The sequence below is a fragment of the Marinobacter sp. PE14 genome (genome assembly GCF_053566155.1).
In genome coordinates, this window is record NZ_JBQXNY010000004.1 from 462,889 (window position 1) to 485,258 (window position 22,370).

The 22,370-nt window shown below is 52.4% G+C and carries 25 protein-coding genes; 13 read left to right on the forward strand and 12 right to left on the reverse strand.

Annotation, left to right across the window (positions count from 1 at the left end):
* Positions 1 to 11: 11 nt before the first annotated feature.
* Entirely contained in the window at positions 12 to 1,406 is a 1,395-nt protein-coding gene (ccoG, locus tag ACWJ62_RS15685; RefSeq protein ID WP_449287022.1) for a cytochrome c oxidase accessory protein CcoG, read from the forward strand.
* A gap of 67 nt (positions 1,407 to 1,473) precedes the next feature.
* Here ccoG and dsbG read toward each other — a convergent pair whose 3' ends face one another.
* The 4 genes from dsbG to ACWJ62_RS15705 all read right to left on the reverse strand — a co-directional run bounded on the left by dsbG (position 1,474) and on the right by ACWJ62_RS15705 (position 3,984).
* A complete protein-coding gene (gene dsbG / locus ACWJ62_RS15690; RefSeq protein WP_449287023.1) occupies positions 1,474 to 2,211 on the reverse strand; it encodes a thiol:disulfide interchange protein DsbG in 738 nt (245 codons plus the stop codon).
* A 228-nt stretch (positions 2,212 to 2,439) separates the two neighbouring features.
* Positions 2,440 to 2,844 (reverse strand): VOC family protein, encoded by a 405-nt coding sequence (locus ACWJ62_RS15695; RefSeq protein WP_449287024.1) that lies wholly within the window; start codon positions 2,842 to 2,844, stop codon positions 2,440 to 2,442.
* Positions 2,845 to 2,870: 26 nt separating this feature from the next.
* The gene (locus ACWJ62_RS15700) at positions 2,871 to 3,341 is read right to left on the reverse strand and encodes a nuclear transport factor 2 family protein (RefSeq protein ID WP_449287025.1); all 471 of its coding nucleotides are present in this window, start codon (positions 3,339 to 3,341) and stop codon (positions 2,871 to 2,873) included.
* 46 nt (positions 3,342 to 3,387) lie between these two features.
* Positions 3,388 to 3,984, reverse strand: a complete 597-nt coding sequence (locus tag ACWJ62_RS15705) for an RNA polymerase sigma factor (RefSeq protein WP_449287026.1) — start codon at positions 3,982 to 3,984, stop codon at positions 3,388 to 3,390.
* Between the two features lie 191 nt (positions 3,985 to 4,175).
* On the opposite strand from ACWJ62_RS15705, the gene ACWJ62_RS15710 reads away from it, so the two are divergent.
* On the forward strand, positions 4,176 to 4,745 hold the full coding sequence (locus ACWJ62_RS15710) for a TetR/AcrR family transcriptional regulator (protein WP_449287027.1): 570 nt from the start codon (positions 4,176 to 4,178) through the stop codon (positions 4,743 to 4,745).
* 26 nt (positions 4,746 to 4,771) lie between these two features.
* On the opposite strand, the gene nrtS is transcribed toward ACWJ62_RS15710, so the two are convergent.
* The 3 genes from nrtS to ACWJ62_RS15725 are packed head-to-tail and all read right to left on the reverse strand — an operon-like array spanning position 4,772 to position 6,748.
* Positions 4,772 to 5,017, reverse strand: a complete 246-nt coding sequence (gene nrtS, locus ACWJ62_RS15715) for a nitrate/nitrite transporter NrtS (protein WP_449287028.1) — start codon at positions 5,015 to 5,017, stop codon at positions 4,772 to 4,774.
* Positions 5,004 to 6,425, reverse strand: coding sequence for a dihydrolipoyl dehydrogenase (locus tag ACWJ62_RS15720; RefSeq protein ID WP_449287029.1), 1,422 nt, complete (start codon positions 6,423 to 6,425; stop codon positions 5,004 to 5,006). The genes nrtS and ACWJ62_RS15720 overlap by 14 nt, the downstream gene beginning before the upstream one ends.
* Positions 6,426 to 6,454: 29 nt before the next feature.
* Entirely contained in the window at positions 6,455 to 6,748 is a 294-nt protein-coding gene (locus ACWJ62_RS15725; protein WP_449287030.1) for a glutaredoxin family protein, read from the reverse strand.
* 262 nt (positions 6,749 to 7,010) lie between these two features.
* Between ACWJ62_RS15725 and ACWJ62_RS15730 the strand changes: the two genes are divergently transcribed.
* From ACWJ62_RS15730 to ACWJ62_RS15750, 5 genes are all read left to right on the forward strand, one after another.
* Positions 7,011 to 7,841, forward strand: a complete 831-nt coding sequence (locus tag ACWJ62_RS15730; protein ID WP_449287031.1) for an alpha/beta fold hydrolase — start codon at positions 7,011 to 7,013, stop codon at positions 7,839 to 7,841.
* A gap of 92 nt (positions 7,842 to 7,933) precedes the next feature.
* Positions 7,934 to 11,083, forward strand: coding sequence for an outer membrane lipoprotein-sorting protein (locus tag ACWJ62_RS15735; protein WP_449287032.1), 3,150 nt, complete (start codon positions 7,934 to 7,936; stop codon positions 11,081 to 11,083).
* Between the two features lies 1 nt (position 11,084).
* Positions 11,085 to 12,347: a DUF1302 family protein gene (locus ACWJ62_RS15740; protein WP_449287033.1), complete on the forward strand. Its 1,263-nt coding sequence runs from the start codon at positions 11,085 to 11,087 to the stop codon at positions 12,345 to 12,347.
* Positions 12,348 to 12,377: 30 nt separating this feature from the next.
* On the forward strand, positions 12,378 to 12,827 hold the full coding sequence (locus tag ACWJ62_RS15745; RefSeq protein ID WP_449287034.1) for a hypothetical protein: 450 nt from the start codon (positions 12,378 to 12,380) through the stop codon (positions 12,825 to 12,827).
* Positions 12,824 to 13,675 carry a PhzF family phenazine biosynthesis protein gene (locus tag ACWJ62_RS15750; protein ID WP_449287035.1) on the forward strand — a complete coding sequence of 284 codons (852 nt, stop codon included), beginning with the start codon at positions 12,824 to 12,826 and terminating at the stop codon, positions 13,673 to 13,675. The genes ACWJ62_RS15745 and ACWJ62_RS15750 overlap by 4 nt, the downstream gene beginning before the upstream one ends.
* Before the next feature lie 62 nt (positions 13,676 to 13,737).
* Here the strand turns inward: ACWJ62_RS15750 and ACWJ62_RS15755 are convergent, their stop codons facing one another.
* A complete protein-coding gene (locus ACWJ62_RS15755; protein WP_449287036.1) occupies positions 13,738 to 13,989 on the reverse strand; it encodes a hypothetical protein in 252 nt (83 codons plus the stop codon).
* Positions 13,990 to 14,281: 292 nt separating this feature from the next.
* On the opposite strand from ACWJ62_RS15755, the gene ACWJ62_RS15760 reads away from it, so the two are divergent.
* The 4 genes from ACWJ62_RS15760 to ACWJ62_RS15775 all read left to right on the forward strand — a co-directional run bounded on the left by ACWJ62_RS15760 (position 14,282) and on the right by ACWJ62_RS15775 (position 17,755).
* Positions 14,282 to 15,307, forward strand: a complete 1,026-nt coding sequence (locus tag ACWJ62_RS15760) for a lipid A deacylase LpxR family protein (protein ID WP_449287037.1) — start codon at positions 14,282 to 14,284, stop codon at positions 15,305 to 15,307.
* A 117-nt stretch (positions 15,308 to 15,424) separates the two neighbouring features.
* Positions 15,425 to 15,748 carry a thioredoxin gene (gene trxA, locus ACWJ62_RS15765; protein ID WP_104270995.1) on the forward strand — a complete coding sequence of 108 codons (324 nt, stop codon included), beginning with the start codon at positions 15,425 to 15,427 and terminating at the stop codon, positions 15,746 to 15,748.
* Between the two features lie 103 nt (positions 15,749 to 15,851).
* Positions 15,852 to 16,805 carry a LysR family transcriptional regulator gene (locus ACWJ62_RS15770; protein WP_148606979.1) on the forward strand — a complete coding sequence of 318 codons (954 nt, stop codon included), beginning with the start codon at positions 15,852 to 15,854 and terminating at the stop codon, positions 16,803 to 16,805.
* 191 nt (positions 16,806 to 16,996) lie between these two features.
* Positions 16,997 to 17,755 carry a hypothetical protein gene (locus ACWJ62_RS15775; RefSeq protein ID WP_449287038.1) on the forward strand — a complete coding sequence of 253 codons (759 nt, stop codon included), beginning with the start codon at positions 16,997 to 16,999 and terminating at the stop codon, positions 17,753 to 17,755.
* A 113-nt stretch (positions 17,756 to 17,868) separates the two neighbouring features.
* Here ACWJ62_RS15775 and ACWJ62_RS15780 read toward each other — a convergent pair whose 3' ends face one another.
* Together ACWJ62_RS15780 and ACWJ62_RS15785 are read right to left on the reverse strand one after the other, a co-directional pair.
* Positions 17,869 to 18,012 carry a hypothetical protein gene (locus tag ACWJ62_RS15780; protein WP_449287039.1) on the reverse strand — a complete coding sequence of 48 codons (144 nt, stop codon included), beginning with the start codon at positions 18,010 to 18,012 and terminating at the stop codon, positions 17,869 to 17,871.
* 108 nt (positions 18,013 to 18,120) lie between these two features.
* Positions 18,121 to 19,017, reverse strand: coding sequence for a PhzF family phenazine biosynthesis protein (locus ACWJ62_RS15785; RefSeq protein ID WP_449287040.1), 897 nt, complete (start codon positions 19,015 to 19,017; stop codon positions 18,121 to 18,123).
* 296 nt (positions 19,018 to 19,313) lie between these two features.
* On the opposite strand from ACWJ62_RS15785, the gene ACWJ62_RS15790 reads away from it, so the two are divergent.
* Positions 19,314 to 19,616: a hypothetical protein gene (locus ACWJ62_RS15790; RefSeq protein ID WP_449287041.1), complete on the forward strand. Its 303-nt coding sequence runs from the start codon at positions 19,314 to 19,316 to the stop codon at positions 19,614 to 19,616.
* Between the two features lie 89 nt (positions 19,617 to 19,705).
* Here the strand turns inward: ACWJ62_RS15790 and ACWJ62_RS15795 are convergent, their stop codons facing one another.
* Positions 19,706 to 20,254, reverse strand: a complete 549-nt coding sequence (locus ACWJ62_RS15795; protein WP_449287042.1) for a carboxymuconolactone decarboxylase family protein — start codon at positions 20,252 to 20,254, stop codon at positions 19,706 to 19,708.
* A gap of 128 nt (positions 20,255 to 20,382) precedes the next feature.
* On the opposite strand from ACWJ62_RS15795, the gene ACWJ62_RS15800 reads away from it, so the two are divergent.
* Entirely contained in the window at positions 20,383 to 21,291 is a 909-nt protein-coding gene (locus ACWJ62_RS15800) for a LysR family transcriptional regulator (RefSeq protein WP_449287043.1), read from the forward strand.
* Between the two features lie 41 nt (positions 21,292 to 21,332).
* Here the strand turns inward: ACWJ62_RS15800 and ACWJ62_RS15805 are convergent, their stop codons facing one another.
* Complete coding sequence (locus ACWJ62_RS15805; RefSeq protein WP_449287044.1) at positions 21,333 to 22,349, reverse strand: AraC family transcriptional regulator ligand-binding domain-containing protein; 1,017 nt, start codon at positions 22,347 to 22,349, stop codon at positions 21,333 to 21,335.
* Between the last annotated feature and the right edge of the window lie 21 nt (positions 22,350 to 22,370).

Here is a 22,370-nt window from a genome sequence, read left to right on the forward strand (position 1 = left end):
GTGCGCAGCGAATGAGTCGCCTGATCTCTGTTAAGCAAATTGAATCGTCATCAACAACTCATGGACCTGAACAGAAAATTCAGCCGCGAAGTTTTTCCGGGCTTTACCGCCGTTTGAGGATAACCGGCGGGTTTGTACTCTTCGCCCTGTATTTTGGCGTAGCCTGGCTGAACTGGGGTGGCCGGCAGGCCGTACTCTGGGATCTTTCCGAAAAGAAATTCCACATATTTTCAGCCACGTTCTGGCCAGAAGACCTCGTGTTGCTTTCTGGAATCCTCTTGATTTGCGCCTTCGGCCTGTTTTTCCTGACCGTATTGGCCGGGCGGGTATGGTGTGGCTATGCCTGTCCCCAGAGCGCCTGGACTTGGGTATTCCTTTGGGCTGAGCGAATGACAGAGGGGGACCGCTCAAGAAGAATCAAGCTTGATGCCGCGCCTCTGAGTCTGGACAAGATCGCTCGCCGGGGTTCCAAACATGGGCTCTGGCTGGTTATCAGTCTGCTAACGGCAATAACGTTTGTAGGCTATTTCACGCCGATCCGGGATCTTGTCGGTGATCTTTTTGCGATGGAAGCATCCGGTTGGGCCGTGTTCTGGGTCCTGTTCTTTACCACGGCTACCTACTTGAATGCCGGTTGGTTACGCGAAAAAGTCTGTTTTCACATGTGCCCCTATGGCCGGTTTCAGTCGTCCATGGTGGATGCGGACTCCCTGGTTATCTCCTACGACGCCGCCCGAGGTGAACCGAGAGGTTCGCGGAAAAAGGATGCTGCGCTTTCCGAAGGCGGGCTCGGTGATTGTATTGACTGCCAGATGTGCGTTCAGGTGTGCCCGACCGGTATCGATATTCGGGACGGTTTGCAGATGGAGTGCATCGGATGCGCGGCGTGCATCGACGCGTGCGACTCGATTATGGACAAGATGGGGTATGACCGTGGCCTGGTGCGTTACGCCAGCGAGCGCGAACTAAAAGGCGGAAAAACAAATCTGTTGCGGCCACGACTGGTGGGGTATTTCGCGTTCCTCGCTTTGATGATTGCGCTATTTTCCTGGGGCGTGGCGTCCAGACCACTGGTAACCCTCGATGTGGAAAGGGACCGCGGTATGTATCGCTATACAAGCGAGGGCAACATTGAAAATAGTTATTTGCTCAAGCTTACCAATAAAGACAGCAGCCCGAGATACCTGGTGATCGAGGTTGGCGGTGTTGAAGAATTCTCAACCACAGGTCCCGGAGGTGTCGTGGTTGGAGCAGGTGAGAGGGTTGAGGTGCCATTTTCTGTCGCTGTTCCGTCCGACTCCATTGATTCCGGGGCTAACGACATTGTATTTGAGGTCAGCACGTTGAATCACGAAGGGGCAGCGACAACCGGCACCACCACCTTTCTTGGCCCCCCAAAACACTGATGGGATCGGTCTTTCGGGATGACCAAGGGGACGGTCGCGAATCTCGTCGAGCCGTCCCCTTGGCGTCCTAGGGATTCATGATGAGATTAAGCTCACTCTCCGGAGGCAGACCAAGCCGCATCCTCACATTGCCGTTGCCATCTTTGTAATAGATTCCAGGAGTGGCACTGACGCCCAGGTCGGACATCAATCGATTATTCGCTTCCACCTGTGCTTTGCCTCGCTCGGAAGCTTCGTGGACCGGCACAATGCCGCCACTCCGGAAGGTCTCGAAATTCTTGATATAGGCTCCGTGAGGCTTTTTCGAACCCAGAATTGTTGAAGCTTTCGCTACGCTGTCGTTGGCCAGCACTCCGACTACGATATGCCTGATTTGAACTTTGCCCTCGTTAATCCATGGCAAGGCGGCTGTCCGGAACCTGTGACAATATGGGCAGTTTGGGTCTACGAAGGCGTAAACCACGGTTTCTGCGTTCGGGTCACCGTCCTGAATCCAATGGCTGTTTTCAAGCTCTGCCCAGGCCTGTTGATTTTTTGAATCATGGAAAAGCTCTTGAACTCTGGGCGCAGAGAGATTTGAACCTTTCTTATCGATCAGCGTTCCAACAAATCCATGCTCTCCATCTCGGGTAACGTACAGAGTGACCGGAGAACCGTTCGAATCGAGTATGTAGCCGGTCATACCGTCAACGGCCTTGAAGGAAGAGACAACCTTCAGCCCGCGATCCGTTACCTGTTTGATAATTGGAGCATGACCTTCGGAGCCATGAGCTGTTGCCGAGAAAAGAAAGGCCGCACTGATCACTGCAGCCAGCCCCGAGACCGTTTTGTCCATGATGTTTACCCTTTTCAGAGGTGGATCGAGTAGTTGAGGGCTCTAATCTAGTGCTGTTTAAAGCCGGGCAGGCGGCGAATCGTGCTGAAAACTCGGCAGGATGTCTGGAGGAGTTGGTTTGGAGAAAATTTTGGTCAGCTTTGCCAGGAAATGGGCGGTCCGGAGCGTTCCAAAGGATGACCGTTCCGCCCTAATACGCTATTGCTGAGAGTCCTTGCAGAAAAATTCGATGCGAATTCCGCTTGGCTCGTAGCACATCATGTGCTTCGCGGGCCCATCGCCGACCTCCTCTGGAGGAAACTCGATTCGAAGGCCTGAATCAGAAACTCTCTGGTGGATCTGCTGAAGCGTTTCCTCATTTGCCACCTCCAGAGCCAAATGATGAAGACCGACATTAGATCTACGGTCGAACTCCACGCGATGATTGGATTTAACCTGCCATAAGGTCAGCATGATGGAGCCATCGCTGACGAAAATGGCAGGGTATGAGGGCTTACGGAACACTTCCTTCCAACCCAGAAGCTGAGTAAAAAAGACAGCACTTTCTTCGAGTTTGGATACGGTCAGGCCGATGTGGTGCGTGCCTTGGGTGAGAGCAGACATGTGTTATCTCCTGAATCAGTTAGCGATCAGAGACCCAGGTCACTGAGGCCGGGGTGATTATCCGGTCGGCGCCCGAGGGGCCAACGGAAAAGACGGTCTGTTTCTTTGATAGGGCTGTCATTAATGCACGCGAAGCGTCGCTGCATAAGGCCGTCGGCATCGAATTCCCAGTTTTCATTACCGTAGGATCGGAACCAGTTTCCGCTGTCGTCGTGCCATTCGTAGGCATAGCGCACGGCGATGCGGTTGTCGGTGTAGGCCCAGAGTTCCTTGATAAGACGGTAATCCAGTTCGCGATTCCATTTGCGGGTGAGGAATTCTTCGACCTGTTTGCGGCCATTGGCGAACTCCGCCCGGTTGCGCCAGCGGGTGTCCGCTGTGTAGGCGAGGGCAACCTTCGCCGGGTCCCGACTGTTCCAGCCATCTTCGGCAAGGCGGACCTTTTCAATGGCACTTTCCCGGGTAAACGGAGGTAGTGGTGGACGTTGGGTACTCATAAGCGTTCTCCAGTTTTAGCAAAACACAGTGAACAGGCCGCCTGGATTAGAGCAGGGCGGCCAGTTCATTTCGTGCACGGTGCAGGATGACTCGCAGGTTTCCGTGGGAAATCTCGAGCACATCAGAAACCTGCGAGCCGGTGAGTGGGCTCATGCCCTTGAGCAGAATCGCGTTGGCGTGATCCCGGTTCATATTCTTCATTTCAACGCGAATGCGTTCCTGAACCTTTGCAGTCTGGGTAGCCAGCTCCGGTTCGCTGAGATGCCCGGCGGCGCCATTAAATTGGTTGTCCGGTGAGTTGTCTGATAACAGGGCAAGGCTTGGCGTGGCCGGAAATTCCTTACGGTTTTCCCGATACGTGTTGAAGGCTTTATTGGTGACAATCCGGCATAGCCAGGTCTTGAGCGAGGAACGGCCCTCGAAAGAACCAATGGCTCCAATCGCCGCCATCCAGGCTTCCTGGGCGATATCTTCGGCAACGGCTGCAGAAGTGTACTTCGCCGCAACCCTCAGCATCACTGGATGATATCTCCGGTAAGCTTCCGCAAAGGCTTGTGGGTGCCCGGTCTGCAAGCCATCTATCAAATCAGCTTCATGCCCAAACACGGGCGCCTTTCGGGTGGTTTTGATTTGAATGTCCATCGTGCTCTTCTCCGTGTCTCGTTCACTGGTGGTTCGCAAGTCAAACCGACAAAAACACCAGTCAAAAAACACCCTGTTTCACTGCGCTGAGTGGCATTTCTTGAAGTAGACAAGTCGGTCTATTTTTAATTCTAGACAGATCTGTCTAATTTGGTCAAGATATATTCAACGAACAATTTGGAGTTTTGGCGATGGGACGAAGGCAGGATTTGGTCGACACGGCACTGCGGCTGTTCTATGAGCATGGTATTCATGCCATCGGCATCAACCAGGTGCTTCAGGAAGCAGGCGTCGCAAAGCAGACGCTCTACAACCACTTTGAGAGCAAGGACAGCCTGGTAGAGGCAGCAGTTGAGCACCGGGACAATCTGTTTTTCGACTGGCTAGAGACGCGAATGAACAGTCGGCCAGCGGGAAGAGAGGCACTCATGGAAATGTTCGATGCGGTTCACGATTGGTTTAATAATCGCGTACCAACACTGCATCGTTTCTATGGTTGCTTCTTTATCAATACCTGCGGTGAGTACAGTGATCCCGAGCACCCGGTACACAAACGATGCGCGGCCCACAAAGCACGGGTTTTCGAGCTCCTGAAGGTTCACGCCCGGGATGTCTGCAGTTCAGAATCTGAGGCAGAAGAACTGGCTAACGCACTGTTTTTATTGAAAGAAGGAGCCATTGTGAAGGCACACGTTGAAGGCGATCTGGATGCGGCTCTTAAGGCAAAGGCAATTGCCTCAAGAATGATTTCGCCGCACTGAGATATGGCGCGGCGAAATCCAGATGGTTAACGGTACCTTGAAACAGGCACATTGAGTCCGGAGGATTCCTGGCAATCCCGCTCGCTGGACAGCTTACCGAGCATGAAAACGCAGAACGGAACGCAGTAGGTCAGGACTGCCGGCAGCCATTGAATTTTCTGATATCCGAACAGCGCATCATGCTGGTTGATCAGCAATAGAATCGAACCTACTACAAGGGCAACCTTTGCCGCCTGGGTGTGGTAGCGCCTGAACAATTCAAGCAACTGCATGGGGCGGCTCCCTACGTTCTGTCTCTTTCAGCTTCTCTGCAGCATCCCGGAAGGCGGTGCGAACACCTTCTTCAATAACCGGGTGATAGAAAGGCATCCCGAGGATTTCGTTTACTGTCAGAGACTGCTGCACGGCCCAGGCCAGGAGGTGACCTATATGCTCCGCTGCCGGCCCAAACATTTCTGCGCCCAGTAGAATGCCGCTGTGCTTGTCTGCGTAGATTTTCAGCATGCCCTGGTTTTTGGCCATCACCCGGCTTCTTCCCTGATTGTGAAAGCTGACCTTCCCGGTGATGAAGGTGTGTGGCACCAGTTCGTGCGCCCGTTTGCCTACACTGGCAATTTGCGGGTCGGAAAAGACGACGCCCAGCCCGGCACGTCGATGGCCGGCTTCAACAGTGGGAAAGGTTCCTGCGTTGCTTCCCGCGATACGACCCTCATCTGAGGCCTCATGCAACAGGGGCAGCTCATTGTTGGCGTCACCTGCTATAAAGATGTGCGGTGCACTGGTTTGCATTGTGTGCCGGTCGTAGGTCGGAACGCCGCGGGCGTCCAGGACAATGCCGGTACTCTCGAGGCCAAGCTTGTCAGTGTTCGGAGTGCGACCGGTTGCCGCCAGAATATAGTCAACCACTACCGTGTGAACGATGCCTCCGGATGTGCGGTAGGTTACCTGCACGCCGCTCAGGGTTTCCTTTGCTGCGAGAACTTCCGCGTGAAGGACCAGATCAAATTCGGACTGGAAAGTATCCGCCGCAATTTTCCGGATTTCGGAGTCGGCAATTCCACCGATCGATTCGTTACGCGACAGCATCGTAACGTTGACGTTGAGTCGGCTCAGAGCCTGTCCCAATTCCAGACCGATAACACCGGCCCCGACAACAAGCACGGATGTCGGAAGGTGCTCCAGTTCGAATACATCGTCGTTAACGAGCAGGCGGTTACCCGCGCCCTCCAGTACTTCAGGAATAAACGGTCTGGAACCTGTGGCAATAACAATCCGGTCGGCAGTGATTTCAAGACCGTTATCAATCTGCAAACGATGGGTATCCACGAACCGTGCGTAACCACGCACCTTATGACTATCTTCAAACTCGTCGACATCTTCGACAACAAACGCGACGAAACGGTCACGCTCTCTTTTTACCCGATCCAAGACCGCCGCACCGTCAGTCTCAACCGTCGGGACATTGAGTCCGAAAACCCCCGCATGCTTTGCGCCGTGGGCGGCTTCAGCAGCGGCAATCAAAAGCTTACTGGGCATGCAGCCAACACGCGCACAAGTGGTGCCATAGTGGCTCCCCTCAATCAGCGCGATGCTGTCGGTATGTTTGCGAGCTTCGCGATAGGCACCCATACCGGCTGTGCCCGTGCCAATGATGGCAACATCAACTTTTCGTTTGAGCATTTCGCTCTCCTGTATGTTGTGAGGATTGTTCACAAGGTTTGTTCGTGATCAGCCGCCTGGGCTGCATGGCGCTGCAGGTGGTGGACGATATCCTGGGATTCGTACAGCCAGCGGACTTTTCCGTTTGATTCGATTCTCAGGCAGGGAACCTGCGCTCGACCTCCACCTTTGATCAACTCCGCTCGGTAGGCAGGGTTTCTGGCGATATCCCGTTCTTCCACTTCGATGTCGATGTGCTTCATCGCAGAACGGGTGTATGCGCAGAAAGGGCATGAGCGAAAGTGGTACAGAGAGAACGATGTGGTTTGCGAACTGACGGACATGGTCTGTCTCCTTCGTAATGAATGTGCCTGCAATTCTCTGTTCTTTGGCCAGAGTGGAGGTGGCAGGACGGTTGGAATAGTTGTCCATCTGTTTGAGGAGTCCGTTGGTCATGCGCATGTGTGCAAAAAATAGACAGCAAGCACTTGCATTTTCCCTTGAGATGTATATACACTTTAATTCATTCGATTCGATTCGATTCGATTCCGGAACAGGTGTTCCTGTGTTGATGATTCAGTGTTTAACAAGTTGAGGAAAACAGGCATGAGTCTTTCTCTTAATATGTTTCAGGCAACTTTCGGGGTCTATAGCCGACTATTACCATCCAGAGCGGCCTTGAAAGCCGTCGAACTCATGACGAGTCCCCGAATAAAGCCAGAACGACGGGCTTCATCCCGAGAGTTATTTGAGAAAGTCGTGCCGTTACGTAATGACGGTTGGCTCTCCATCATCGGAAACGGCCCGAAGAAAATCTTGTTCTTGCATGGCTGGTCAGGTTGGGTGGGGCAATTCAAAGATCTGATCCGTGAGATTGATCCCGCTGAATACACCGTTTATGCCGTCCATCCAGCGGGGCATGGAGAGTCCGAGGCGACCGAATCTCATCCAGGGCGCTTCATCGAGGCAGTCTTCGAAGCGCATGAATACGTTGGTGGGTCTTTTGATATTGGAGTCGGTCACTCACTGGGTGCAGCTGCGCTCGTTTATGCCCAATTCACGAGAAGTTGTTTCGAGCGTCTGGTTCTGGTTTCTGGTCCGGCAACCATTGAAGGAGTGCTGAGCCGATTTGCCCGGTTTGTGAACCTTGGCGCGCGAAGCAAACGTCTTTTCGTCCGCGATATGGAAGAAACGGTGGGGCTGAGTGTTGATCGCTTAAATCTGATTACGCTGGCGCCCTCAATCAATACACCCGTGTTATTGATTCATGATGAGCTGGATTCAGAAGTTCCTTTCGCCGAGTCCAGAGCGTTGCATGAGGTTTTTCCACGAAGCCGTTTAACCTGCACAAAGGGAGACGGACATAGCCGGCTTTTACAAAATCCTGAAGTGGTTCGCGAAATCGTCGAATTTGCCCATACACCATTTAGGCCGTAGTCCGAACACCTGTGTGAATACTGGGAAACGAACGGACGCCGAAGCGTCTTTTTAATTAACTCGCAAAGTGTAGATACACTAAAGAGGGCGTGATGGCTGAACATAAAGAGCATCGCTCAACTGGGTTCGACTTCTTTAAGGAGCTGATTCGTTATCGCTGGATCTCGCTGATTTTGGCATTGCTGGTTATTGGCGGGCTTGCGAGTCAGCTGGGCGAGCTGAGGAAGAACACACAGGCCGACGCTTTCATCGATGCTAACGAACCGGCGCTGGTGTACAGGCGCGCTGTTGAGGATATCTTTAATCTCAAAGACCCACTGGTTATAGCGATACAGAATCAAGGGCCCCACGGGATTTACAATCCGAAAAGCCTCGAACTGGTGAACTGGCTCAGCGACCACCTGGTTTCTGTGCCGAACATAGATCCACAGGGCATAACCAGCCTGGCCACTGAGTCGAATATTCAGGGAGACACCTATGGAATGGAGGTCCGGGAATTCCTGGATGGGCCCCTGGATGAAGGTCATATCGAGTGGATTAAAGCGAGCATTGAGAGTTTTCCCCTCTACGAAGGAAGTCTCGTAGCTGGCGACAGTTCAATGACGTTAATCGTCGCTGAACTGTTGGACCAGGAAAAGGCGGAAACGACCTATCGGGCTGTTATGCAGCTAGTCGAGGAAGCACCGGCAGGAGAGAATGAAATTCATGTTGCAGGCGAGGGAGCCATCGCAGGTTACCTGTCTGAATACATAGACAGCGACGCCAGACGGTTGAATCCATTAGCTGGTCTGATCATTAGCATTGTACTGATCGCTGCCTTCTTCACCGCCCGGGCAGCCATTATTCCCAATCTGATTGTCGCTGGAACCGTGGTGGGGACAATTGGGGCCATGGCAGTCGCCGGCGCTGAATTTTATGTCATTACCAATGGCCTGATCGTATGCATGATTGGAATTGCAGTTGCAGATTCCATTCATATCTTTTCCGAATATTACGAGGCCCAAGCTGCCGACCCAACGCTATCCCAAGCGGATGCCATTGCCCTGGCAATGGCTCGCATGTGGCGCCCGGTCTTGCTGACAACGTTGACAACAGCCGCGGGATTCCTGGCGCTATACCCCACCAATGATATGCCGCCGCTTCAGTACTTCGGCATCTTCGGTGCCTTTGCGGTTCTGATTGCTGGCCTTCTTACACTGTTCGTAACCCCCACACTTCTGTCTTTTTACCGCGCCCGGCCCAGCCGTCTTTTCAAACGGCATCGCAGGGTTTCGTCAAAACGAATCCTGGCAAGGGCACTTGGCTCCTTACCGTTAAATCATCCGGTGAAGGTTCTTCTGTCCGGGGCTCTGATTGCGGTGCTGGCTGTCATCGGAGCGGTGAATGTGGTGGTCAATGAAGAACGAATTGAGAACTTTCAGCCGCATGAACCCATATACGTTGCTGACAAGAGAATCAATGCCTTGATGGATGGCACCTATTACCTTGATGTCGTGATAGAGACTCCTGATTCGGAGGGCATCTATGATCCTTCCGTTCTGAGAGCTATCAGCGAATTGCAGGGCTTTTTAGAGCAGCAGCCGGAGATTCATGGAACCACCTCTATCGCTGATTACATCAAACAGATGTACAAGGCCGTCAATGAAGACGATCCGGAATTCTACCGTTTGCCTGACGATAGAAATCTGATTGCCCAGCTCTTTCTCCTTTATACAGCGTCTGGCGACCCGACAGATTTCGAGGAGCGCGTGGATTCCCGTCGGAAAACGGCCCTGGTGAGGGCCAACTTGAAAACAGGCTCATACCAGGTTAGCCGGTCTCTGATCCCAAGGTTGGAGAGTCACCTTGCTTCCAAGTTCGATGGCGAAGTGAGTGCGCAAATAAGCGGCCGGATCAATGTGGACTACCACTGGATTGATGGCATTTCTGAAACGCACCTGAACAGCGTCATCGTATCCTTCCTGGCGGTGTTCCTGATGGCCGCACTGCTTTTCCGGTCAATTATCGGTGGCCTGATGGCGGCGATTCCGGTGGGCTTTTCCATTCTGGTGATCTACGCCGTGATGGGCGTAAAGGGCATTTGGCTCGGCGTGGGAACGTCCATGTTTGCGGCTATCGCGATTGGGCTGAGCGTCGATTTTGCCATTCACACAATTGATCGGCTCCGCCAAGCGATGTCCAGACCCGGAGATCTGAGTACCGCAGAACGCATCACCAGTGTTTTTGAATCTACCGGGCGGGCACTCTGGTTCAATCTCTTGGCGGTTGCACTCGGTTTTGGTGTTCTGATGACAAGCCAGGTTCCCCCATTGGTGAACTTTGGCATGTTGGTGGCTTTGTCTGTATCGGTCGCGTTTGTCGCCAGCCTGCTTTTGCTGCCCGCCTTTACTCTGGTTTTTCGACCAGGATTCATGGTGGGCGAGGGCGGCAGTTTCTGGAAAACAGGAGTGATTCTACTAGCCGTTTTGGCAGCGGGTGCGATGACAAGCAAAGCGTTCGCTGACGAGAATCCTCCCACAGCGGATGAGATCGTCCAAAAGATGAACAACCGCCCTGAGGGTGTTGCGGTTCAGCGAGATATGGTCATTACCATGACTGATCGCCGAGATAACATCCGTGAGGAGCATACGCGAGCATTCCGGCGCTATTTCGGAGAAACCAAGAAGACGGTCATCTTCTACACCCAACCGGGCACCGTTGCAGGTACCGCATTCCTGACCTGGGACTACGCCGACCAGGAAAGAGACGATGACCAGTGGCTTTATCTTCCCGCCTTGAGGAAGGTGCGCAGAATCTCGGCATCAGACCGCGGGGATTACTTTCTAGGCACGGACTTCACTTATGAGGAAATCAAGAAAGAGAGCAAAATTGCCGCAGAAGACTACCAGTTTTCGCTGCTGGGAGAGGAGGATGTAGATGGCCACCACACATGGATAGTTCAGGCAACACCTGTTGATGCGAAAGTCATCAGGGCGCTCGGATATGGACGAGTGCTGCTGCGGATTGACTCCACACTGTGGATTCCACGGCTGACGGAATACTGGGATGTAAACGAAAACTTCCTCAAAACGGTGCGCGCCCGAAGCATAGAAAACATTGACGGAATCTGGGCGATCACCGACATCGAGGCAACCAACCGAAAAACCGGCCACAGTACCCGAATTCAGTTCGAGAACACCGATTACGAGGCCTCCGTTCCGCCCCGATTGTTCGAACAGAATGCGTTGAAACGGGGTTACTGAAATGAAATCTGCTCAAACGACAGGTCTAGCGATAGCCCTGTCGATGATTGCCCCGTCCGTCGCGGCGATAGATGTTCAGCACTCCTCTGTTGTTGACGTTGAGGCGGCCTATGCTTACGAGACCGGGTCCTGGCAGAAACAGGAAATTGTGTGGCGACCAGAATGGGTGATGCGTTTTGTTTCAGGTGCGCGACTGACGTTCATTGGAGAAGGGCGCTTTGATGCACTGGATAAACTGGACCCGGGCCGGCCGGACCAACCCTTTCGTGCCCGGAACACCAGGAAAGGCTTTCCCAATGATCATATTGATATGGAGCTACGAGAGTTCTTTTGGGACCACTATGCAGGGGATACCTTTGCACGTTTGGGCAAACAGCAAATTGTGTGGGGGCAGGCCGACGGCTTGCGAGTACTTGATGTTATCAACCCGCTGAGCTATCGGGAGTTCATTCTACCCGATATCGAACACCGTCGGATTCCGCTCTGGTCCGCACTCTTCGAGTTTCCGCTGGATACCTGGACGGCCCAGTTGGTGTGGGTGCCGGATGCCACGGTGACGGAAAGTACCTTGCCGGGAGCCACTTATTCATTGATTCCGGACCTTTATGGAGACGGTCGCCTGCAAGTAAATCGCCCTGAGTCACTGGAAGACAGCGATTTCGGGGCGAAGCTCTCGAGTTTCCAGAATGGCTGGGATCTATCGCTGAATTACCTGTATCACACGATTGATGATCCACTGATTCGGATCGATACCTCTGAACAACGGGTCGTGGCGGACTACAACCGCTCGCACCTGATTGGCGGCACCGCGTCAAAACCGTTCGGGGATGTCACCTTTCGAAGCGAAGTCGGGGTGGAGAGCAAGAAGCGCTTTCAGGATTCCGTGACCGGCCAAACAACAGATACAGAGATCGGCTCTTACGTTATCGGCCTGGATTACAGTGGTTTGGCTGACTGGTTCATCAGCTCACAGTTTTTCCAGACCTATCGTTTTACCAGCACCGGCGAAGACTCCCGTTCAAATGAGCAGATCACTTTGTTGGTCAGGCACGAGGCAATGAATAACGCGCTCAGGTTGGAGGCCTTGAGCATATACGACCTGGATAAGGAAGATTCACTGGTTCAACTGGAGGCCGAGTACACCGCATCCAGCAACGTGGTCCTGAGAGTGGGTGCCGACCTGTTTTTCGGGGATCGGTTTGGCACCTTTGGCCAGTTCCGCGAGGAGAGCCGCCTGGTTACCGGGTTTACTCTGAGCTTTTAAACATACAAATGTTTCGAGATGAGATGAGAAATGCTGGATAAAATACTGTTAACTGTAGGTATTGTACTTTACGCGGTTGTTGTTCCCTACCTTGAGATCAACGACAGCCACGTGTTCAACCCTGCCTGGGTGGCTCATGCGCGATTACACGAGGTGTGGCAACTGTTCACCAATTCATCGCTCGGTGCCCTGGCTTTATGGCTTACATGGTTCACGTCGGATGGCAGAGCTAAAGCAAGTCTGATCGCGTTTTTGATCACCGGAGGCTTTCTTGCTGCCTATGCTATACAGGACGTCTATGGCGGATCGATGGTACACCCGGACGGGAGCGAGAAAACGGCCTTCGGCATCAACGTGGGTGTTCTTGGATTCGGCTGGGTATTCGTGAGTTCCCTATTTACGTTCGCAAGATCAGGGCGTCGCAATTTCAGAGCGAGCAAGACTCTCTGTGATCCCAATCCCCGAGGTATCCGATCATGAAATGCCGATTAGTAGACGTATTTGCCAGCCAGAAATTCCGAGGAAACGGGCTCACGATTTTTTACGACTTCGAATCGCTGAATGACGAGAAAATGCTCGTGCTTACTCAGGAAATGCGACAGTTCGAATCGATATTTCTGAGTGGAGGGCCCGGAAATTGGTCCGCCCGGATCTTCACAATGGAAGAGGAGCTTGAATTTGCGGGTCACCCTTTGCTGGGGCTTGCGTATCACCTACATCAATTGCATGGCTCAGCGACGGAGTCCCGAGAATGGCAGGTTGCTTTGAATGGGAGGGAGGTGGCGCTTTCAAGTCGCTGGGAGGAAGGCGGAGCCTTTAGAGCCTCCATGTCCCAGGGCAAACCCGAGCATCTCAAGACACTGTCGCATGATGAGGCCGCGGGGTTCTATAAGGCCTTGAGTTTATCGCCAGAGGCTGGCATGCCGTATCCGGCAGAAGTAATCACTACCGGTCTTCCATACCTGATTCTACCGGTTAACGGACATCTGGATGCTATCAAGTTCAACGTCCCGGACCTGAGTTCTCTGCTGGCTTCATACGGAGCTAAGTTCATTTATGTGCTGGATACGGGAACCGCAGAAGGACGAACCTGGGATAATGCTGGCAAGGTAGAAGATATCGCTACCGGAAGCGCCGCAGGGCCGGCGGCAGTTTATTTATTTTGGCAAGGTCTGATGCAGGTGAATCCAATCACGATCTTTCAGGGGCGTTTCTGCGGGAGGCCAAGTGAGATTGAAGTGCTGCTGGAGTTTGATGGGCCAACGATTTCAAACGTTGATGTTTCCGGGAACGTTGTGGATGTAGCGGACATTCGATTCAGCAGTTGATTTGGAAACATGGTTAAAACGCACCGTCCCTGGTGCCAAGACGCAAAAGAAACATCTGAAACTCAACCGTGGCTTTCGGGCTGTACCTGGCCACGGATAACAATCTGACCGCTATACGGGGCCGGATTTGCAGTATCGTTTTTGGCGTCGCGATCCTGAATCTCACCACGAATCACAATTTGGCCGCTGTAGGGAGCGGGCTGAGCCTGTTCGGAGCGGGGCTCATCAGATTTACGGTCTGCGAGGGTCGCATGAGCGGGCAGGGCAGCCGCAGTAATAAGGGAAGCCAGGGTAAACATTGCAAATTTACGCATTTTCAATTCTCCACAGTTTGAGTTGGTTCAGCTGACTCCGATGCCGGAATCGGTCGGATATCAGATGAGCAAATTGTGGGACTGAACAATGTCGAGGAATAATTCTGAAACGGTATGGTAAACATCATTATCAGTGATGGGGATTGATGATGAATGCACAAAAACCGCACGTATTACTACTTATCTATAAACCGAGGTGATGTTTTAAATATCAACGCTTGATTAGTTCTGAGGGCCCGGTACTCGAAAAATAGCAGCCAACTTTTCTACCGACACAATTTCGGAGTTGGCTATGATTTTTCGATTTTTGACCGTTTCTCTTGTAGCGGCTGTTCTGGCGTCATCTGCTCAGGCCGAGTCTGCAGACTCGGTGCTTGCGATCTCCACGGACAACGACCTGTTCGCTCCCACGCAAACGGATCGGGATTACACCGCCGGTGTAGCGATTACCTATTCCTCAAATTCCGAGGATTTCATGGGTAATCCGGTGTCCAGGGTGAGTCAGGGGCTGGACAGGTTCGTGCTGCCCTATTTGGGCCACGAGGTTGGGAGTCCGCAAAGCGCGGCGCTTGAACTGGGGGTTTACGGCTTCACGCCTGAGGAAATCAAGGAATCCGCGATTGATCGTAGCGATCGGCCCTACAGCAGTCTGGTCTACCTGTCCTCAAGCCAGAGTTACCAGGCGCTCGGGGTCGATTCGGGCTGGACCACATCCATGACCGTGGGTGTTCTGGGACTTGATGTATTCAAATCCGGCCAGAACGCGGTTCACAAGGTGGTAGGCAGCGACCGCGCGAACGGTTGGGACCATCAGATCTCGAATGGTGGTGAGCCAACTTTCCGGTACTCGGCGGCGTATCACCAGTACCTGGATGCCAGCGAATCGGATCAAAAGTATAAAGTGACGTATTTCGGATCGGTCGGATACCTGACCGAGTTTGGAGCAGCATTGGTATTCCGGGATGGCCTTATTTCCTCTCCGGACAACCGATTTAACCCCGAGCTGATGGCCTACGGTGAGCGAGCGCCCGGAGTTTCCGCACCTGGCGGACGGGAGAATTATTTCTGGGGCGGGGTGTCGGTGAAAGCCCGGGCTTACAACGCTTTTCTTCAGGGCCAGTTTCGTGATTCGGACCACGAACTGGATGCCAATGATCTGAACATCTTGCTGGCTGAAGTATGGGCTGGTTATACCCACAGTTTCCTGGCGGGCACCGAGCTCAGTTATGTGTTGCGTGTTCAGAGTTCCGAAATCAAATCCGGAACGGGAAATCGCACGCTGGCCTGGGGCGGGCTGGTATTCAGCAAACGGCTTTGAAGTCCGGACAGACACTCATCATTACGGGAAATAGAACTTATACCGTTCAGTAATTGGTTTTGCCTAGCATATGGCTTCAGTGTGTGAACCAATCGATTTGTTAAGGGAGTTGAACTCATGAGCAACATGATCGAAGTAACCGATGTAAATTTTGAGCAGGCCGTTGTACAGAGTGATCGCCCTGTGCTGGTCGATTTCTGGGCACCTTGGTGTGGTCCCTGTAAAACAGTGGCTCCCATGCTGGAGGCAATCGCTGATGAATTTGGCGATGAGTTGACCATCGCCAAAGTGAACGTCGACGATAGTCCCGATGTAACTGCGAAAATGCGGATCAGGGGTATCCCAACCCTGGCACTGTTTCAGGATGGCGGCGTGATTGCCCAGAAAACCGGTGCCGGCAGTCTGAGTGAATTGAGAACGTTCGTGAAAGGGAATTTGTAGACCTTTCCAGCGGCCTCCCAATCGGGAGGCTTCTTCATACTGCAATTGCGGTTCGGGTTCTTCCGGGCCAGACTTGTCGGGGTCCATCCTTCAGGAACGTTGAATGAAAACGCAAGAACTTCAGCTGTTGTACATCTTTGATGCGATCATGACCGAACGCTCCGTGACCCGAGCGGCTGATCGACTTTCCATGACCCAGCCTGCAGTATCCAATGCGATTTCCCGAATGCGCCAGATCTGGAACGACCCATTGTTTGTGCGAAAGGGTCGTAATATCGAACCAACATCCTACGCGCTCAGCCTGTGGGATCAGGTGGGTGATCACATGTACGCATTGACGAATGCGGTCAGTGCCACGCAATTTGATCCGGCCACCTCCAAGCGTAAATTCCGCATAGCAGTAACGGATGTGACTGTTGAAATGATCTGGCGGCAGCTGATTGAACTTCTTGAGGACCAGGCGCCGGGCGTTGATATCCATGCCGTCCCCTACACGCCAGAGGGCACGTACGAAGATTTGCGCGAGGCGCATGTTGATCTCGCGGTCGGGATGCTTACCCAACACGATCACAGTTTGCGAAGTACGTGGTTGTTTGAAGGTGGGTATGTCCTGGCGATGCGCGCAGACCACCCGCTGGCTGGCCGCCAGATCACCATGGATGAATTCCTCCAGGCCCGGCACCTGCTTGTGACGATGTCGGGGGATGCACACGGATTCGTGGACAGCTACCTTGATCAGAAGGGCCAGAGCAGACGCATTGCAGCGACGGTCAACCATTTTTCGATCGTTCCCCAGGTTCTCAGGGATTCGAACCTCATTGCAGCGGTACCCGAACTGATCAGCCAAGACTGTGGCTTCGTGGATGGGCTATGGATGGGGCAGTTGCCTTTCGAAGTAGATCCAACCAGCCTGTATCTCATCTGGCACACACGCCATGACCGTGATCCCGGAATCGTCTGGTTGCGAAACCACGTGGAACGGCTCCTTCGCGAGCGCTGGCATGACATTATGACCAACTCGCCCTGTGGCCATTCAGCGGTAAAAGCCATCGCCTGAAACGAGTAAAAGTTCAGTCATCACTTTCTGTGATGACAAAGATACCGCAACGGAATTATTCAGCCTCCCGAAAACTTCCAATAATCCTCTGCAGATGTCGCGAGTTGCGGCATCGGCAAGGGCTTGGTTAAACCAGGATTGATCCGGCCAGCTTGCCCAATAATCTGCATATCTTGGAGTTGGGAGGGGGAATGAACGGCCAAACGAACTGCCCGTCGATGAGGTCCAGCTGGCAGCCTGCTGCAATCACCGACGCCACTGACCAGAAATGGTACAAACCAATCATCTCTGTAAACGCCGACAACAGCGGCAACAGGCACGTCTACAAGGCATTCCGATTCTCCCGGGGCCTGCTCGGGAATTACTTCCGGTTTCTCGCGTCCCACGAATTCAGGATGCTGAGCAAAGTCGAGCACCTGGATTTCACGCCTGATCAAGTCAGCCGGCCATCAGACGCGTCGCCCACCATCCATTATCGTCTGATCGAGGGAAGGCCGGTAAAGGAGATCGCGGCAGGCAAGGGTGTACCGGACAACTTTTTTTCACGACTTTTCAGTGACGTGAAAACCCTGCACCAGCATGGGGTTGCCCACATGGACCTTGGCAATTCCGGAAACATACTGGTGTCGGGGCGCGGCGACCCTGCAATCATCGATTTTGGCTCAGCTATCCCCTTGAGTTGGCTGCCATCATCTGTCCAGAGCTGGGCCTGCCGCAAGGATATTCTTGGTGTTCTGAAGCTCTGGCATCGCTTCGATAGTGAATCCATGCCACTGTTTCTTCAACATTATTATCAGAGCAATTACCGCAAAAACATCTACACGCCCAAGCGTTTTCTAAGGGCGTTAAGGCGTTGGGTAACAGGCGGCGCTGGCGCTGAAGACCTGTCCGGAGTGGCGACCGTGATCAGTGTGTTTTTGGGGCTACTGGTACTGGTGTCTTTCACCTGAAGAGCGGCGTTCTGCCGCTCAATTTAATGCTTTCCGATGGGCGAAAATTGTTGGACTGGTCAGGCATAAAAAAGGGGCGGTCATGATGACCGCCCCTTTTCGTTGTGATCAGCTTAGTTGCTGATACCAAGATCGACTGTTTCGATCGCTGGATTGTTTCCACGCTCGATATCTTCCTGGCTCACGCCTTCGGCCTGTGCGACAGCAGAGAAAGCGATTACAGAGAAAACGAGAAAGAACTTGTTGATTGCGTTCATGTGATATTCCACCTTTTAAGAGAATTAAGTTAGACAACATCGCCGTATTGGCTTGATGGTTATTCTCTTGGTTTCCCGTCCTCAGAAAAAATTGCTTTGCGGTATACATCACATCAGGTCAGGTGATGGGTTAACGTCAACTTCAATAACTTTTCTGATTGCGCCCCGACCACCCGCGAACAGGTTCTTGATCCTGTTATCGGTTCCAATGGTCAGCCGCACGTTTATGACGCTAGGTGAGGGCGCGGCCATCCAGCGACCCTGTTCGATGGTGAACTCCTGCTTCTGGATAGCCAATTGCTCACGCAGATAGCAGGCCAGCGGGCCAGCAGCCATTCCTGTCGCAGACTCCTCCAGGATGCCATATCGGGGTGCGAACATGCGGGCTCCTGCGTCTCTCCCATCGCCAACGCCGTCGAAGGAGAATACGTAGAATCCTATAAGATCCAGAGATTCGCTGAGCTTCTCGATGAGGCCGAAATCTGGCTGAAGACCCTTGACTGTCTGGCCGTCTCGAATGCCAATCACCACAAAGCTGTTGCCGGTATTGACCAACATCGGCTCGGCACCCTCGATCAGATCGCCGGTGGTTATTCCAAGGGACAGCAGGACGGCCTCTAGATCATTCTCGTCCAGCGCCTCAAAGCGAGGAGCCCTTTGTTCCATATAGGCGGCTTCGTCCTCCATGTTGACCGATCTCAGGCCATCAATGGTTTCCTTTGATGACCGATCATGGGCTAACAGACCTTTTTGCTTTAGAAAACTGAATGTCGCGATCGTTGCATGGCCACAGTGAGCGATCTGCTGGGTTGGCGTAAAGAATTCTAGTTTTATCTCGGCCAATTCCGACGCAGATACAAAAGCCGTTTCCGACAAGCCGACAGCCGCCGCGATCTTCTGTTTTTGCTCGGAGCTGAATAGGTCGGCGTTCAACACAACACCTGCAGGGTTGCCGCCGGAATCGCCGTCAACAAAGGCACTGATGATTGGGACTTCAATTTTCATGATGAGTATTCCTACCGTTGATTTAGTCACCCAATGTTTTCAGTGAACGGTGCCCGGAACAAACGGGTAAACCTGGTCTACGCTTAATTAAAAATTAACCGTAAGCAGAATGGCGCCAATGCAGAAATTACCTCCGCGCGATCGAAATTTCGGTCACGGCAGAATACCAATACTACCTTCTTAATCACTCAAATTCATTTTGGCTAGCAAGGTCATTCAGGAGGCTTTTCTGTAACAACATGGCTGCTCTGATCGTCAAAGGAATGACTATCGTTGATTAGGTTCGGGAGGGCGCCATGAACGGTTTAACTCAGCTATCGAAGGGAAATTATAGACCGACAGAGGGAATGAAGGGGCTTTTGCGGCGGTGGTTTTATCTGAAGTTCGTTCAGAAAAAGAGCACCGTTGAATTGATGGCCACAGCCTCTGATCTTCGAAATAAAAGCGCGTTGAGCATTGTGGCGCTGCTGGACGTTGACGAGCAAATGATATCTCAAGTGGTAGGTAAGAAAAGGCTCATTTTTGTTCAGAACTGCCACGCGTATCTAAAGGGCGCAGTAAATCCTGCTGGCTTGGATTCCGGCTTTTTAAACGACTGATATCTCAAGCTGCCTTGAGTTTTTTACAGCCTGGTACCTATGAAATAGAGATCACGGTGGTGCCTCTTCACCACCGTGATCTCTATTTTTTACTCCGACAGCGGCTTAACCGACGGAAAATCAATATCAGTCGCTAAAACCCGGTTGATATAGTTTGTCAGAACGTTGAGGGCTACGTTGCCAATGATTTCGACCAGCTCGGCGTCGCTGTATCCGGCTGAGCGAACCTTCTGAACGTCGTCACTTGAAACGTTTCCTCGCTCCTTTGTGATCTTTACCGCGAACTCGACGGCAACGGCCGCTTTCTCCTCGTCTGAGCTTCCGCGTCTGGCAGCTTCAATTTCCTCAGAGCTGAGTTTTGCAACGTTTCTGCCCAGATAATCGTGAGCCGCCAAGCAGTAGTCGCAGTCGTTTATCTCCGCGACCGCCAACGCAATGCGCTCGCGTGTCTGGGCTGACAAAGAACCAGCGCTGAGGGCGCCGTTCAGGCCGAGATATCCTTCAAGGGTTTTGGGGCTATTCGAAGTAATGCGGAATAAATTGGGAACAGTACCCAAAAGGCTATTTACAGCTTCGAGCAATGCCCGCGAGGCTTCGGGAGCTTCTGAAATTGAGGCTGGTGTTGGAATGCGTGACATATCTTTTCTCCTGTTGATTTCGTTAAGGAGCATTGATAATAAAATTTCGACAATCATAAATAATTGGTGCACAGAGCAATTTACTATTGCGTTATATGAAAGGATAAATTCGGTAGGATTTCTGTTTTATGGATAAGATTGCATTGATGCGCATCTTCGTGGAGGCGGCCGAACGCGAGAGCTTCGTAGGGGCTAGCCAAAGGCTAGACATGTCGGCACCCGCTGTTACCCGCGCAATTGCCCGGTTGGAGGACTCGTTAAGCGTTCGTTTATTTAATCGAACAACCAGGCGTGTCCGTTTGACCGAGTCCGGAGCTCGATACTACGGAGATGCCAAAAGGATTCTGGAGGAAATCGAGGAGGTGGAGTCGGCGCTGGTGGGTGTTTACAGGGAGCCTAAGGGCGTTTTGTCTGTGACTGCGCCCGTCCTGTTCGGAAGAAAATACATTGTTCCCATCCTTATTGAGTTCCTCGACAGACACCCGGAAATCCAGGTGAAGGCAGTTTTCTACGATCGAGTGAGTAATATTCTCGATGAGGGCTTGGATGTGGCAATCCGTATCGGCAACCTGAAAGACTCCAGCCAGTTCGCTGTCAGGGTTGGGAATGTCCAAAAGGTAGTGTGTGGCTCTCCGGACTATTTAAGCAAACATGGAGCCCCAAACCATCCAGTTGACCTCGCTGATCACCAGATCATCCAGTCTTCTGCAGTGGAACCGTCGACGACCTGGTGGTTTGAGTCGTTGAGCGGAAGAGTTTCTGTGCGTGTGTCACCCCGCCTCCAGTTTAATCAAAATGATTCTGCAATCTCTGCGGCAAAAAATGGCTATGGAATTACCCGTCTGATGTCTTATCAGGTGGGAGAGGAATTTCAAAGCGGATCATTAATGCGCATTCTTCAGGAGTACGAAGCAGAACCGATACCGATAAATATCGTTCACCTTGAGGGATTGAGGGCTAGTGCCAAAGTACGTTCATTCGTAGATCTGGTAAAAGAACGACTTAAGAATAATCCGCTGATCAACCACCAAATGTGACCGTGAATAACGATGTGCCGAAAAGAGTTTAGATGCGGGGGCTAGCTGATCTCCGCAACGTAAGTCTTGGGAGTCATACCAAACCACCGCTTAAAGGCCTTGTAAAAACTGCTCGTATCTTTGTACCCCAGGCTTAGACTTATCGCACTTGAATCAATGCCTGCTTTAATAAGCACCAATGCCTCACGCTTCCTCACAGCCTCCACAAGAGATTGAAAGTCAGTTTCCTGCTGCTTTAGCTGCCGATACAGAGTTTGACGGCTCATGGCCAGGTCGGAACAGACCGTGCTTATCGTTACCGATTTGCCTGAAGCAAACCTTTCCCGGATGTGTGTTTGAACTTTCTGTTCAATGGGTGTGCTTTTCTGCAAGGCTTGCAGGCTTTGCCTGGCTTGCTTTTCTATCAGGATCTTCAGTAATTCGCTGCTGCTGACGATAGGCAAGTTCAGAAGTGCCGAGTCAAAACGAACGTAATTTTCGTCAGCATTGAACACAAGCTTTTCGCAAAATATCGATTTGAACGGCTCGGAATACTCTGGCTCGGGGAATATGAAGCCGGCTTCCCGGATCGGGAACTTGTGATTGCTCAGCGCACGAGCCCAGGCTGTCATGGCGCTCATGCTTCGCTCGATCGCAATATCGGGATAGCCTTTATTTTGATCCAGGCTAAACGTCAATGTGCAGCTACCTCCGCGCTCGGTGAGTGTCCAGCTCTCTGAGGAGTTCATCAGTTCGATGTTTTTGATGAAGATCCCGAGAGCTTCACGCAGGTTTCTTGCCTGACTGACCCAACTGGCCAACAAACCCTTTGCGGCCGGGTTGATCATCTGCCCTAATTCCAGGCCAATACCGGGTCTTTTGCCCGCCTTTTCCAGTACCTGCCAGAGTGCGACCAGTGAAGACTCTGGGATACGAACATTTGGATCTACGCTCTCGAAATCATTTAGGCCTAAAGCAGTCAGTTGCCGCTGAGATATCAATCCCAGGCTTCGGCAGGTGGTCACTAAATCCCGGGAAGCGGCGCGAGAAACTGTGTCCCAGTGTGTGTTTTGGTGCATGCCTGTTACCAACGGACAATC